Here is a 15335-nt window from a genome sequence, read left to right on the forward strand (position 1 = left end):
CTGCTATAATAAGCTGATTGATACTAGGCATTGTGTGGGGGTAAGGCATGACTGACATTTTGGCAAGACAACGTAAAATTCGGAACTTTAGTATCATTGCACATATAGACCATGGTAAATCCACGCTGGCTGACCGGATCTTGGAGTACACCGGTGCACTCACTTCCCGCGAAATGCAGGAGCAAGTGCTTGACCAGATGGAACTGGAGCGGGAGCGCGGGATTACAATTAAGCTCCAGGCAGTGCGACTCACCTATAAGGCCGATGACGGCGAAGAGTACATTTTGAATTTGATTGATACACCGGGACACGTCGATTTTACCTATGAGGTATCTCGTAGTTTGGCAGCCTGCGAAGGTGCTTTGCTGGTAGTAGACGCAGCGCAGGGGATTGAGGCGCAGACATTGGCTAATGTTTATTTGGCGCTCGACAACAATCTGGAGATTTTGCCAGTGCTTAACAAGATTGATTTGCCAAGTGCTGATCCTGAACGGGTAAAGCAGGAAATCGAGGATGTTATCGGTTTGGACACGAGTGAAACTGTACATGCTTCAGCCAAAGCTGGAATCGGTATCAAGGAAATATTGGAACAGGTGGTCAGAAGTGTGCCTGCTCCGCAAGGAAATCCGGATAATCCGCTTAAGGCGCTTATTTTCGATTCGCATTATGATCCTTATAAAGGCGTAATCGTATATGTACGTGTTGTGGACGGCAGTATCCGTGCGGGTTCGAAAATTAAAATGATGGCGACTGACAAAACGTTTGAGGTTATCGAGGTTGGAGCTTTCATGCCACGTATGACGATCGTGGATGAGCTAAATATCGGTGATGTTGGTTTTATCGTGGCCGGAATCAAGCATGTGGGCGACACTCGTGTCGGGGATACGGTAACGGATGCCAAAAATCCAACACCAGAACCGATGCCAGGCTATCGGAAAATTAATCCGATGGTGTATTGCGGTCTGTATCCGATTGAAACATCGGAATACAACGATCTGCGTGAGGCGCTTGAAAAGCTGCAGCTGAACGATGCTTCGCTCAGCTTTGAACCGGAAACATCCAGTGCGCTGGGCTTCGGTTTCCGTTGCGGTTTCCTTGGTCTGCTGCATATGGACGTTATTCAGGAACGTATTGAACGTGAATTCAATATTCCGTTGATTACAACGGCACCAAGCGTAATTTACCGTGTACAATTGACTAATGGGGAAACGATCGAAATCGATAACCCTTCCAACTACCCAGAAGTAGGGCGTATTGAACATGTACAAGAGCCATATGTTAAAGCGGGTATCATCGTGCCAAATGATTATGTAGGTACAGTTATGGAGCTTTGTCAGAACAAGCGTGGTGAGTACGTGAACATGGAGTACCTAGATACAACACGGGTAACAATTACGTACCAGATTCCTTTGTCTGAAATCGTATATGATTTCTTTGATCAGCTAAAATCCAGCACCAAAGGCTATGCTTCCTTTGACTATGAGATTTCAGGCTATCGCCAATCAAATCTGGTGAAGATGGATATTCTGTTGAATGGTGAGCAGGTCGATGCGCTGTCGTTCATCGTGCATAGAGATCGAGCTTACCACCGCGGACGTATCATTTGTGAGAAGCTGCGCGAGTTGATCCCGCGGCAAATGTTCGAGGTGCCAATCCAGGCATCTGTAGGAACAAAGGTTGTTGCGCGTGAAACCGTTAAGGCTATGCGTAAAAACGTCTTGGCCAAATGTTATGGCGGCGATATTTCCCGTAAACGGAAACTGCTTGAGAAGCAAAAAGAAGGCAAGAAGCGTATGAAGCAGGTCGGTAACGTAGAAGTACCACAGGAAGCATTTATGGCGGTACTGAAGATAGATGAGTAAAGCAGTTTGAAGTATTCGTCCATTCTTTCATGGGGCATTTGCCATGCATGGAGAATGGACGTTCTTTATTTGAGCAAGCTATTCAGGACAGAGAGCTCGTTCAAGTTACAATCAGCGTAACAAAGCATAGTATCATTAAAACTTTAGAGTATTTCTTAAAGCAGTGTCTCTTTTACTGCAACACCTACACCACAAAAATGGGCCGACTCGTGGTGGGCAGCAGCGGAGTGGGCCATTTGAATCTGGAGAAGCGTAGCGTTCGCCTTTACTCCCCAATTTTATCCCTAAGAGTGCTTATATAATGGAAAATTGGGGAGTAACAGCGATCAGAAGATCAAATGGAACACGAAGCGGTTGGTCTCGACCTCGGCTCATTTTCTCACTAAACCCTGAATCGACAAGGAGGATCGGTATGACCGCATCCATACAAAAACATGAATATTCATCCGCGCCTCAAGCGGTTTATCTGCATATACCTTTTTGCACGAATAAATGCTTTTACTGTGACTTTAACTCTTATGTGCTCAAGGATCAGCCTGTTATGGAATATCTGTATGCCTTGGAACGGGAGATGGAACATACGGTCAAACTTCACCCGCCAGGACAGATAAAAACCATTTTTGTCGGGGGCGGAACACCAACAACCCTCAATCCGAAGGAAATGGAATATTTCCTGAAGAGCGTTCGTACCTATTTTCCAAACTGGGCGGAAGATATTGAGTTTTCTATGGAAGCCAATCCAGGCACAACTGATTTTGAAAAACTTTCTGTGATGAAAGAAGGCGGTGTCAATCGACTCAGCTTTGGTGTGCAGGCTTTCCAGAATGAGCTGCTTACAGGCATAGGTCGTATTCATAGTACAGATGACGTCTATCGTAGTTTGGAAAACGCACGTAAGGCCGGCTTGGACAATCTGTCGATTGACCTGATGTTCGGTTTGCCGAACCAAACGGTCGACATGCTGGATGAAAGCGTCAGTAGAGCGCTGGAGCTGGATCTTCCTCATTACTCTATCTACAGTTTGAAGGTTGAAGAGAACACGCTCTTCCACACGTTATACCAGAAAAACCAGCTGCCACTTCCACATGAAGATGACGAACTGGAAATGTATTTGCTCCTTATGCGTCGCATGAAAGAAGCGGGTTATGAACAGTATGAAATTAGTAATTTCGCTAAACCAGGTTTGGGTAGTAAGCACAATATGACTTATTGGCGGAATGAGGATTATTATGGTCTTGGCGCTGGGGCACATGGTTATGTTGGCAGAGAGCGTCATATGAACATTAAGGGCATTAACCCTTATGTGGAGGCTACTCGGAATGGCCTACCGCGTTTGGACAGTTTTGAGGTGCCGACGGCGGAAGCCATGGAGGATTTCCTCATGGTCGGTTTGAGAATGCTGGAAGGTGTGTCTAAATCCCGCTTTGAGGCTCAATTTGGTCAGACATTGGAAGACACGTTTACAGTTCCTCTCAGAAAAATGCTGAATGCGGGATTAATTGAATCAATCGAGGATGGGTATCGTTTGAGCGAACGCGGTATTTTATTCGGAAATGACGTATTTGCAGAGTTCATCGGTTCTATCACGGTAAATTCATAAGTTGCAGGTTTCAATACAATACATTTTGACATCGTAAGCTGGGCTATCATTTTATTACACCATTCTGCCACAGCAGGGTAAATGGAGTATTGCGATTCTATGCGTTATGTTGTATATTTATTCATTATATGCGGCAAGCGGCAGGAGGAGAGCAAGATGGCTTCAGTGTGTAAAGATGTATTGTGCAGAAGTGCGGTTCCTGAGGATGTGGAGCCTTTATATCAAATGATTAGTGGCTATGCAGAGCGGGGATTATGCTGCCACGTTCAAGGGAAGTGCTTACGCGCCAACTGGAGCTGTTTATTGTTGCAGAGGTGGACGGCCAAGTCGTTGGCTGTGGTTCTTTATGCAAATTGGGGGCTGATTTGGTAGAGATTCGCTCCCTTGGCATCTCTGAGGGGCATAAAGGAATGGGGATAGGCTCCAAGCTTGTGGAAGGCCTTATTATAGAAGCACGGCGGCAACGTATTCCTAAAATTATGGCACTGACCTACGAGGTATCCTTTTTTATAAAAAACGGTTTTGATGTAGTTAGCAAAGAGATTTTCCCCGAGAAGGTATGGACCGACTGCATTCACTGTAGTAAGCAAAACAATTGTGATGAAATCGCAGTGTTGAAAGTACTGAACTGACCTGTCAATAATGAGGTCAGTTCAGTGTTTTTTTATCAGGACGTAGCCGTGTGTATGTGTTACGGCTTACATTATTGTGTCCCTGTTTATTTCTCAAATGTTTGGAGTAACCACCAAATGAATTGATGATGAGGCTCCAGTTCCGAAGGTATATCACTCAAGCTTCCTATGGGATGGTCCTTATGGTAATCCGTATCATTATAAAAGTATGTAGTGCCATCTAACGGGACCTGACGCTTGTATTTATACAAGGCGACAACATATTTTTCAGACTCTCCGGTTCGGCTTGGATGATATGTGTACCCTTCCCAGTCGGCTGGTGTTACATCATCATAATGCAGTATAGCTGCCACACTATATTTGATTTGCTTGGGAATGCTTGGACTGAATTCTTGTGGGTAAAATAAAATGGTATTCCACATGCTTAACAGAATTGTAGGGACCAAAATTAAGGCACACCATAGGGGGCTTAATTTACGAATTAAGTGGATCACCGAAATGATAAGGGCAGCGTTCAGAATAAAAACTAGTGGCAAAGCAAGTATTCTTCCTAGTCCTGTGTACGGAAACAATTCGATTAAAATGTAAAACATACAAATTGTAGGTAAAAGAGCGATTAATGCGTATAAAAGGTTGCGGCGCTTGCTTCTCAGACCCCATTCCTCCTTAAAGGCAATAAAGTTATATAGTTTGTAGGCACAGTCTCAAATTTTTCAGTTTTACGCATCCCTATACATAAATATGGTTTGGATATGGTAAATAATGAGGTTTTCCGTGAAAAAATGCAAACCCTCTGTTTTGCCATAGTAATTAAAATGGATATAATAAATATCGTTTATTGAAAATACTGATCTGACTTGACAATGATCAGGTCGGTTTGGTATTTTTGTATTATCAGTTAGCACTCATCGCGAACGAGTGCTAATGATTCCATTTAACAATCATGCTATTATGGATAAATGACAAGGGGGGATTCGCTTGTTAACCGAACGTCAGAGACTCATTTTGAATGCGATTATTGATGACTACATTCGTTCGGCTGAGCCAGTGGGTTCCCGCAGCATATCCAAAAGGCAGGATGTCGGATTCAGCCCAGCCACAATCCGTAATGAAATGTCGGATTTGGAGGAACAGGGCTATCTGGAGCAACCCCATACTTCTGCGGGACGCATCCCGTCTCATAAAGGCTATCGTTATTATGTGGACCATTTGGTGCCGCTAAATACACTGAAGCCTATGGAAATGCGGGAACTAAAAGCCTTTTACGCCGAAAAGCTGAATGTAATGGAGCAAGTGATCCAGCATGCATCAGGCATTTTGTCCCATATGACCAATTATACTTCCATCCTGCTTGGGCCGGAGGTTTTTCATACTTCGTTGCGTCATTTTCAGCTGTTGCCGCTCAACGAAACGACGGCTGTGGCGATTATCGTGACCAATACCGGTCAGGTGGAGAATAAAACGGTGGATATTCCGCCTAGAATTTCAATCTCCGAGATGGAAAAGGTTGTGAATTTACTGAACAGCAAGCTGGTCGGTGTACCGATTTATCAGCTTAAATCACGCCTTTACACCGCGCTGGGTCAGGAAATGGAGAAGCATGTATCTCATTTTGAGGACGCTATGAAGGTGCTGGATAAAGCACTCGATAATGAATCAGATCAGCGCCTATATTTAAGCGGTGCGACGAACATGCTGAATCAGCCTGAATTTAAAGATGTAGAAAAGGTTAAACATATTCTCGATCTGCTGGAGGAAACACCAACGCTACTTAAACTGATGACTCCTGTAGCCGGAGCACCTGAAATTCAAGTCCGCATCGGCACAGAAAATGATCATGAAGCATTTGCCAATTGCAGCCTGATTACTGCTACATATGCAGTAGACGGAGAAGCGTTGGGTACTATAGGTATATTGGGTCCGACGCGGATGGAGTATGCGAGAGTTATTAATATTTTGGGTATCCTGTCTAAGGATTTGACCGCAATGCTAACGCAACGGTTTAAATAAAATAAGATCGCATAGGTTGCGGTCCTACATGTTCCGCGCTGGGATACGGTTTGTATCCTGCGCGGGTGCATTGTTGCGTGCTTTTATAGGGGAGTTACAACTTGAAGGAGGTGAAACATTTTGAAGGAAGAACAAGCGTTCCAAGATGACAAACAACAAAATGTAAGCACAGAGGAAGCCGCCGAAACGAGCCAGCAGGACGAGCTGGTGAATGAAGCGGCAGCACTGGAAGCCGAGGAAGAAAACACAGAGGTGGCAAAACTTCGTGCAGAGGCTGAGGAGCATCAGCAACGGTTTTTGCGCGCACAGGCGGATTTTGATAATTTTCGCCGCCGTACGCTGAAAGAAAAGGAAGACCTTGCTAAATATGCGTCTATGAAGCTTGTTACCGAGTTGGTGCCTGTTCTGGATAACTTCGAGCGAGCGCTGGCAACAGCATCGCAAGGAGCGGAGTCTGAGTCATTCACCAAAGGCGTGGAAATGATTTTCCGCCAGTTTGAGAGTGTGCTTCAGGCAGAGGGAGTGACGGCCATGAATGCAGTGGGACAACCGTTTAATCCTGATTTCCATCAGGCTATTATGCAGGTGGAGAGCGAAGAGCATGATGAAGGCATCGTCGTTGAAGAGGTACAAAAAGGATACATGCTGAAGGACAAGGTGCTTCGTCCAGCGATGGTAAAAGTTAGCATGTAACTTTTTCTATATACATTAGAATTACATCATTTTTGATTCAACCATTCTGGCCTGAGGGCCTCGTATATACAGAAGGAGGAATTGTCCGATGAGCAAAGTAATCGGTATTGACTTAGGTACAACCAACTCTTGTGTGGCTGTTATGGAGGGCGGCGAAGCCGTCGTTATTCCGAATCCGGAAGGCGCGCGCACAACCCCTTCCGTTGTCGGTTTCAAAAAAGATGGGGAGCGTACTGTAGGGGAAACGGCAAAACGCCAAGCAATTACGAACCCGGATCGTACAATCATGTCCATCAAGCGCCACATGGGTACAAATCATAAAGAAAACATCGACGGTAAGGAATATTCCGCACAGGAAATTTCTGCTATGATTTTGCAAAAGCTGAAAGCTGACGCTGAAGCTTACCTGGGCCAAACGGTTTCTCAAGCGGTTATCACTGTTCCAGCTTACTTCAATGATGGTCAACGTCAAGCAACTAAGGACGCAGGTAAAATTGCCGGTCTGGAAGTTCTGCGGATTGTCAATGAGCCAACAGCAGCTGCATTAGCATATGGTATGGAAAAATCCGAAGACCAAACCATCCTCGTATATGACTTGGGCGGCGGTACATTCGACGTATCCATTTTGGAACTGGGCGATGGTTTCTTCGAAGTTAAAGCAACAAGCGGCGACAACAAGCTGGGTGGCGATGACTTTGACCAAGTGATTATTGATTACCTCGTAAATGAGTTCAAGAAAGATCAAGGTATTGACCTGAGCAAAGATAAAGCAGCTGTACAACGTCTGAAAGATGCAGCAGAAAAAGCGAAAAAAGAACTGTCCGGCGTGCTGACAACGACAATTTCCTTGCCGTTTATCACAGTAGCTGATGGCGTTCCACAGCATTTGGAGTTGAACCTGACTCGTGCGAAGTTTGAAGAATTGTCCGCAGGTCTGGTAGAACGTACTTTGGGACCTACTCGTCAAGCGATGAAAGATGCAGGCATGAGTGCTAGCGACATCGATAAAATCGTTCTGGTCGGCGGCTCCACACGTATTCCAGCTGTACAAGAAGCAATCAAAAAACTGACAGGTAAAGAGCCTCACAAAGGCGTAAACCCTGATGAAGTGGTAGCTTTGGGCGCGGCAGTTCAAGCAGGTGTATTGACAGGTGATGTGAAAGACGTCGTTCTCCTTGACGTAACTCCACTGTCCCTCGGTATTGAAACCGCAGGTGGCGTATTCACTAAAATGATTGATCGTAACACGACAATCCCTACGAGCAAATCGCAGGTATTCTCGACGTATGCCGACAATCAGCCTAGCGTAGAAATTCACGTGCTGCAAGGTGAACGCGAAATGGCAGCAGGCAACAAAACACTGGGCCGTTTCCAATTGGGAGATATCCCTCCAGCACCACGTGGTGTACCGCAAATCGAAGTTACTTTCGATCTGGATGCGAACGGTATCGTGAACGTATCTGCTACGGATAAAGGCACAGGCAAAAGCCAAAAAATTACGATCACTTCTTCTAGCGGCTTGAGTGACGAAGAAGTAGAACGTATGATGAAGGATGCCGAGTTGCATGCGGAAGAAGATAAGAAACGTAAAGAGTTGGTAGAAGCGAAAAACGCTGCAGACCAACTGATCTACTCCGTAGACAAAACGATTAAAGATCTGGGCGAAAAAGCGGATGCAGGTGAAGTCGAAAAAGCAAATGCAGCTAAAGAAAATCTGCAAAAAACGCTAGAATCCGATAACCTGGAAGACATCAAAAAAGCTACTGAAGAGCTGACTGAGATTGTTCAGCAATTGTCTGTGAAATTGTATGAGCAAGCTGCTCAAGCAGCGCAAGCTCAAGACGGAGCAGCAGACAGCAAAGGCCGTGACAATGTAGTTGATGCGGACTATGAAGTTGTTGACGAAGATCAGAAGAAAGACTAAGCAACGGATCGGATAGTGGCAACTTTACGGTATACCGGTGCGTTATGATATACTGAATAGTAATTAGCAGCGTAGCTGCCTTGATAAATAACAATTAGCCCAAGGGTAACCGTTATTTCCAAGATAAATAAGCATATTACGGGTTGTACTGCCTTGAAAGATGGGAAGGTCAAAGCCGGGTCATCCCGTGCCTTTGGCTTTCCTTTTATATGTAGTGCAGACACGTTGTAGGCATGGGGGTGGAACATTGGCTGATAAGCGTGATTATTATGAGGTGCTGGGTGTCGCAAAAGGCGCTTCGGATGAAGAAGTCAAAAAGGCTTACCGTAAGCTTGCGCGTCAGTATCATCCGGACGTGAATAAGGCTGCGGACGCAGAAACTAAATTTAAAGAAGTTAAAGAAGCTTACGATGTTCTCAGCGATGGTCAGAAGCGGGCAAGATATGATCAATATGGCCATGTAGATCCGAATCAGGGCATGGGAGGCGGCTTCGGTGGTGCCGACTTCGGTGGCGGCTTTGGTGATATTTTTGATATGTTCTTTGGTGGCGGCGGCAACGGTCGCCGTGATCCGAATGCGCCGCAGCGAGGGAACGATCTTCAGTATACGATGACAATTGAATTCAAAGAAGCAGTGTTCGGTAAAGAGACTGACATTCAAATTGAACGTACGGAAACATGCGATACGTGTCATGGTACGGGAGCCAAAGCGGGTACTCAACCACAAACCTGTTCCGTCTGCCACGGTAGTGGACAGGAAGAAGTGGTACAGAATACACCGTTTGGCCGCATGGTTAACCGACGCGCCTGCTCCAATTGCGGCGGTTCCGGTAAAATCATCAAAGAAAAATGTACGACTTGTAGCGGATCAGGCCGTGTCCGCAAGAAACGTAAAATTCATATTCGCATTCCGGCGGGTGTGGATGACGGCGCACAAATGCGTATCAACGGTGAAGGCGAAGGCGGTGTCAACGGAGGACCGGCAGGTGACCTGTACGTCGTATTCCGCGTGAAGTCGCACGACTTCTTTGAGCGTGAGGGAGACGATATCTACTGTGAAATTCCGCTGACGTTCTCACAGGCAGCCTTGGGAGATGAAGTTGAGATCCCAACGTTGACCGAGAAAGTGAAGCTGAAAGTTCCAGCAGGCACGCAAACAGGGACTTATTTCCGTCTTAAAGGAAAGGGTGTGCCAAAACTGCGCGGTGTAGGTCAAGGTGACCAGCATATTAAGGTAGTTGTGGTAACGCCTAGCAAGCTGAGTGAGGAACAGAAGGATTTGCTGCGTCAGTTCTCTTCGCTTAGTGGAGAGCAGACACATGAGAATGAGCAGTCCTTTTTTGACCGTGTGAAGCGGGCTTTCCGAGGCGACTAAGCCAAAGTCGAAATCGCGGAGCTTCAATTATGAATCCGAGGGACTATTCCGCAATTGCGGGATAGTCCCTTTTTTTATATTCACGTAAACACATACATAGCCATTTTTGTATAACCAGAGTTAACAATTGAGCTTCTATCAACTAGAAAGGGGTGAGTTCCATCGAAAAAATACGGACAAGTCTGCGTCGAGGTAAGCCGCTATTAAAGCTTAGAGGTCTAATAACGCTGCTCGTTTGTCTGGTTATGGCACTTGTGCTCCTGCCAGTAACACTGTTATTTGCCGAGAGAGTTGAGCATGAAACGGAGAAGGGGCTCGAGGAAAAGGCAATGTCCATTGCGCGTACACTCGCCCATACACCGCTTATTATTGAGCAATTGCAACAGACAGGTTCTTCTCCTTCCATGCAGGAGTATGTGAAGAAGGTCTCAACGGCGAATCATATCCAATTTGTCGTGGTTATGGATATGAAGGGAATTCGTAAAACCCACCCGGATGCTAGGAGGATCGGCAAAGCCTTTGTCGGAGGGGACGAGTATACTGCACTTCATGGTCAGGAGAGCGTGTCCGTTGCAAAGGGGACATTGGGCATGTCCATGCGGGCCTTCTCCCCCGTGTTTAGTGTGACGGGAAAACAGGTAGGTGCGATTGTTGTCGGTATATCCATGCAGGATGTACAGCGGGCCCAGGAAGGCAACACCCGTCTTATTGCTATCGCCATTGGGATCGGAATGTTGATTGGCACAGGAGGAGCGGTTGTGCTGGCTCGTAAAATCAAAAATATGCTGGTCGGTCTGGAGCCGCCGGAAATCGCACGTTTGCTGGAGGAACGCAGCGCGATGTTACAGTCCATCAAGGAAGGTGTCATTGCGGTGGATGAATGCGGTCGTATCATGCTGATGAATGCAGAAGCGATCCGTCTACTGAGGCAAGCGGGGATTGAAGATTTCTCATTCTCTGGACAGGAAATTACTGTTTATTTATCTGCTTTCCGATTACAAGAGGTCTTGGAAGTAAGCACTCCACTGATGGATGAGGAAATGGAGCTGGGTGGGATCACCTTGCTGACCACCAGTGTTCCGATACGGGTCAAAGGAAAAATTGTCGGAGCCATTGTAACCTTTCGGGATAAGACGGAGATGAAACAGCTTGCTGAACGTTTGACAGGAGTTTCTCTGTACACGGAAGCACTACGCGCGCAGGCTCATGAATTTATGAACAAGTTGCATGTCATTATGGGGATGGTGCATTTGCGAATGTATGATAAACTGGAGCACTATATTATGGATGCTGTCGAGCATCATCAAGTAGAGATTGGCTCCATTACTCGGCAGCTTAAGGACCCAGTGATGGCGGGGTTTGTGTTAGGGAAATTAAGCCGGGCCAGAGAGGCAGGGGTAAATTTTGAACTGACTCCGGGTAGTTACTTGCCTGAATCCAGTCAAACTCAAACGACTCATGAACTGATTACTATTCTTGGCAATCTGTTTGATAATGCAGTGGAGGCGATGGAATCTCTGGAGCACAAGCGGATTACCCTTTCACTTTATTATGAAGAAAACCAGAAAAATGGCTGTCTGACCTGTATCATGTGCGACAATGGTCCAGGTATACCGGAGGGCCTTGGGAAGGCCATTTTTGAAAAAGGTTTTTCGACCAAGGGAGAGTCACGAGGGATGGGACTTTACCTAGTGTCGCAAAGCGTGAAAAGGCTACAAGGTAGTGTAAAGTTGATCCCAGTCGAGCAGGGGTGCTGTTTTCAGATTAAGATTCCATACATTATAGCGGGGAATGATGAACATGATTAATGTCCTGATTGTAGAAGATGATCCGATGGTTGCGGAATTCAACCGCAAATATACGGAGCAGGTAGAGGGGTTCCAATGTGGTGGTTGGGCTTCTTCGGTGGAAGAGGCTAAGAAATATATAGCTGAACAAGCCATTGATCTGATATTGCTGGATGTGTATATGCAAGAAAGTAATGGCCTCGATTTACTGTCATTTATACGGGAGGCTGGAGTGAATGTGGACGTTATTGTCATCTCAGCTGCAAGTGACATGAGTAGCATCAAAAAAGCGATGAACTTTGGCGCGGTGGATTATTTAATCAAGCCTTTCCACTTTAACCGTTTTTTAGAGGCCCTTACCGGGTACCGAGAACACATTAGTATTGTTCGTGAGCGTAGTCTACTGTCGCAGGAGGAGCTGGACCGACTAATTTATCATAAAAGCTTGACTAAAGACTTGGCACGGTTGCCTAAGGGGATAACGAAATCCACGCTGGCTATGATATGGAATTGTATACAGCAGCATCATAAGGTTCTGTTTTCCACCGAGGATATTGCGGAGAGTGCAGGGATCTCCAGGGTGTCTATGCGCAAGTATCTGGCTTTTATGACAGAGATTGAAGTGCTTTCTATGGAAACTATATATGGTACCATTGGACGTCCTGTTTACCAATACCGGGTGTTGCCGCAGGCAGAAGGAATCATGAATAGTTATATATAGCCCTATTTCTGATTACTTTAGTTACTAAAGTTAGTTCTTAGTTTTAAAACCAAATAAAGCGTTTTCCAAGGTGTAGAATGGGAACATGATCATCATTCTTCACTTTATGGAGGGAGATTTATGGAAAATGCTACGAACCAGCCTGTCATGCAAAAAGGGCAAAGATGGAGTAAAAATACTGTAGATGGGTTTAGGATGCTGGGCAGGATAAAGGTGGGAGTTATTCCTCTTCCGCTATACGCCGTGATTGCGCTAATTGTTTATGCGGCTGCAATTACAGAAAGACTTCCGAACGATCTATTGGGCGGGTTTGCCGTCATCATGATTTTAGGTATACTGCTCAGTGATCTAGGGGCCAAACTTCCACTGCTCAAACATATAGGTGGTCCAGCCATTTTATCCCTTATGGTTCCATCGTTAATGGTATTTTGGAATATGTTCAGTCCATCTGCAATGGGGGCTGTGCACACGCTTATGAAAACCTCGAATTTTCTTTATTTTTACATCGCATGTCTAGTAACAGGAAGCATTCTTGGCATGGATCGCAAAATGCTGATGAATGGAATTGTCAAAATTTTTGCCCCCATTATCATAGGATCTATTGCTGCTGTTGCTGTCGGTATGGTGGTGGGTATGGCTTTTGGCTACAGTGCTTATCATACATTTTTTTTCATCATCATTCCGATTATTTCCGGTGGGATTGGAGAAGGTATTTTACCGTTGTCCATTTCGTATGGAATGGTACTGGGCAAGGATTCTGCGGAATTCGTATCCCAGTTTATCCCGGCTGCCATTATCGGTAACATTGTTGCAATTATAGGTGCAGGCGTCTTGAAGAGATTAGCGGAGAAAAAACCAGAAACTTCTGGTAACGGGAGGTTGTTAAAACTAGAAAAGGACGAAGACAAGTTAGCTCCGGTAAATTTGGGGCAAACCGTTTCTTTTCCATTAATGGGTGGTGGTCTGCTGTTGGCCTGTACTTTTTTTATTGTGGGTAAGCTGCTAGAGCCATATCTCCATATTCCAGGGCCGATTCTCATGATTCTGGCGGCCGCATTAATAAAGTGTATTCAGATCATGCCGAACACATTGGAGCAGGGAGCTTTTCATTTGTACAAATGTATAACCGCTAGTTTGACGTGGCCCTTGATGGTGGGGTTAGGCATTTTGTATGTGCCATTAGATAGTGTAGTTGGGATTCTAACGGTTCCTTATGCGATCACCTGTGCATCTGTAGTGGTTGCATTGATTGTTACTGGATACTTCACAGGAAAATGGATTCATATGTATCCCGTAGAAGCTGCCTTGGTGACCAGTTGTCGCGGCGGATTGGGGGGCACGGGCGATGTAGCCATTCTGTCTGCATCCAATCGGATGGAACTGATGCCTTTTGCCCAAATTGCAACACGGATTGGTGGAGCAGGCACCGTCATTTTAGCAACCTTGTTACTACAATTATGGAGCTGATGAGTTTTAGACCAAGCTATAAAATTCATATCATATACAGTCATGAAAGGATGGAGAAATATATGGGCAGTTTAAGAGATGAAATCAGAGAATTACACGAAGGTGGCAAAATGGAGACCTTACCCAAGAAGCGAATTGAAACGATGGAGGGGTTGTCCAAAGTTTATACGCCAGGTGTGGCTCAAATTTGCATGGAAATTGCCAATGATCCAGCCAAAGCGTTTCAATTAACGATCAAAAAAAATACAGTAGCAGTCGTTTCAGATGGAACAGCGGTACTTGGATTAGGAGATATCGGGCCGGAGGCAGCTATGCCTGTGATGGAGGGGAAGGCAGTACTGTTCAAACAATTTGCAGGTGTCGACGCATTCCCAATCTGTCTCAATACGAAGGACCCTGATGAGATTGTTCAAATTGTCAAAATGATCGCTCCTGCCTTTGGCGGCATTAACTTGGAAGATATATCTTCACCACGCTGTTTTGAGATCGAGAGACGGTTGAAGCAGGAACTCGACATTCCAGTATTTCATGATGATCAGCATGGTACGGCAGTCGTGGTATTAGCGGGTTTGGTCAATGCATTAAAGGTATGCGGCAAAAAAATGGAAGATGTCAAAGTAGTTTTTGCCGGTATCGGTGCGGCGGGTATGGCTTGCTCGCGCATGCTACTCAAGGCAGGAGTACGCAATCTGATTGGGGTCGATCGGCAAGGAGCCATTCACCGCGATGTGGAATACAGTAACCCGCATTGGACAGAGTATGCGAACATGACTAACCCGCATAATCTAAGTGGAAGCTTATCCGAGGTGATTGTGGGAGCTGATGTGTTCATCGGTGTGTCGGGTCCAGATATACTGACTGTGGAAGACATACAGAGCATGGCAACTGATCCTATAGTGTTCGCCATGGCGAATCCGAAGCCAGAAATTGATCCGGCAATAGCTTCACCTTATGTACGTGTGCTTGCTACCGGTCGCTCCGATTTTCCTAATCAGATTAATAACGTGTTGTGCTTTCCGGGAATTTTCCGGGGCGCTCTGGATTGCCATGCGAAGACGATTAACGAGGAGATGAAACTGGCTGCCGGGCTTGCCATCGCTGATGCAATTTGCCCTGAGGAGCTAAGTGAAACTTATATCATACCGGATGTTTTTAATCCGAAGGTGGTGCAAAAGGTACGGGATGCTGTTATTCACGCAGCCTGGGAGACAGGAGTAGCCATGTCAGGTGAAGCTCCGGCTGCTACTTTACGTCCGTAAAAGTT

Annotated in this window: 11 protein-coding genes and 1 pseudogene; 11 read left to right on the forward strand and 1 reads right to left on the reverse strand. The window is 45.8% G+C overall.

Translation table 11 applies throughout. The features are described 5' to 3' along the window. The first annotated feature begins 47 nt into the window (after nt 1-47). From lepA to G7035_RS16840, 3 genes and pseudogenes are all read left to right on the forward strand, one after another. Nucleotides 48-1862, forward strand: a complete 1815-nt coding sequence (lepA, locus tag G7035_RS16830) for a translation elongation factor 4 (RefSeq protein WP_016821621.1) — start codon at nt 48-50, stop codon at nt 1860-1862. A gap of 412 nt (nt 1863-2274) precedes the next feature. Continuing rightward, entirely contained in the window at nt 2275-3462 is a 1188-nt protein-coding gene (gene hemW, locus G7035_RS16835; RefSeq protein WP_019688074.1) for a radical SAM family heme chaperone HemW, read from the forward strand. A gap of 156 nt (nt 3463-3618) precedes the next feature. Next, a pseudogene (locus tag G7035_RS16840) lies at nt 3619-4094 on the forward strand (N-acetyltransferase). 86 nt (nt 4095-4180) lie between these two features. On the opposite strand, the gene G7035_RS16845 reads toward G7035_RS16840, so the two are convergent. Continuing rightward, nucleotides 4181-4516, reverse strand: coding sequence for a hypothetical protein (locus G7035_RS16845; protein WP_230877791.1), 336 nt, complete (start codon nt 4514-4516; stop codon nt 4181-4183). 556 nt (nt 4517-5072) lie between these two features. On the opposite strand from G7035_RS16845, the gene hrcA reads away from it, so the two are divergent. The 8 genes from hrcA to G7035_RS16885 all read left to right on the forward strand — a co-directional run bounded on the left by hrcA (nt 5073) and on the right by G7035_RS16885 (nt 15330). Beyond that, on the forward strand, nt 5073-6104 hold the full coding sequence (hrcA, locus tag G7035_RS16850) for a heat-inducible transcriptional repressor HrcA (protein ID WP_182096012.1): 1032 nt from the start codon (nt 5073-5075) through the stop codon (nt 6102-6104). A gap of 120 nt (nt 6105-6224) precedes the next feature. Further along, entirely contained in the window at nt 6225-6797 is a 573-nt protein-coding gene (gene grpE, locus G7035_RS16855) for a nucleotide exchange factor GrpE (protein ID WP_019688072.1), read from the forward strand. Nucleotides 6798-6885: 88 nt separating this feature from the next. Beyond that, nucleotides 6886-8721, forward strand: a complete 1836-nt coding sequence (gene dnaK, locus G7035_RS16860; RefSeq protein WP_013372176.1) for a molecular chaperone DnaK — start codon at nt 6886-6888, stop codon at nt 8719-8721. Nucleotides 8722-8968: 247 nt separating this feature from the next. Continuing rightward, nucleotides 8969-10096, forward strand: coding sequence for a molecular chaperone DnaJ (gene dnaJ, locus G7035_RS16865; protein WP_019688071.1), 1128 nt, complete (start codon nt 8969-8971; stop codon nt 10094-10096). 152 nt (nt 10097-10248) lie between these two features. Next, nucleotides 10249-11904: a DcuS/MalK family sensor histidine kinase gene (dcuS, locus tag G7035_RS16870; RefSeq protein WP_080561187.1), complete on the forward strand. Its 1656-nt coding sequence runs from the start codon at nt 10249-10251 to the stop codon at nt 11902-11904. Then, nucleotides 11897-12604, forward strand: a complete 708-nt coding sequence (gene dcuR / locus G7035_RS16875) for a two-component system response regulator DcuR (RefSeq protein WP_019688069.1) — start codon at nt 11897-11899, stop codon at nt 12602-12604. The genes dcuS and dcuR overlap by 8 nt, the downstream gene beginning before the upstream one ends. 120 nt (nt 12605-12724) lie before the next feature. Beyond that, nucleotides 12725-14071, forward strand: coding sequence for a 2-hydroxycarboxylate transporter family protein (locus tag G7035_RS16880; RefSeq protein ID WP_019688068.1), 1347 nt, complete (start codon nt 12725-12727; stop codon nt 14069-14071). 62 nt (nt 14072-14133) lie between these two features. After that, complete coding sequence (locus G7035_RS16885; protein ID WP_019688067.1) at nt 14134-15330, forward strand: NAD(P)-dependent malic enzyme; 1197 nt, start codon at nt 14134-14136, stop codon at nt 15328-15330. Nucleotides 15331-15335: the final 5 nt, after the last annotated feature.

The organism is Paenibacillus polymyxa, from assembly GCF_015710975.1.
Lineage (GTDB): Bacteria > Bacillota > Bacilli > Paenibacillales > Paenibacillaceae > Paenibacillus > Paenibacillus polymyxa.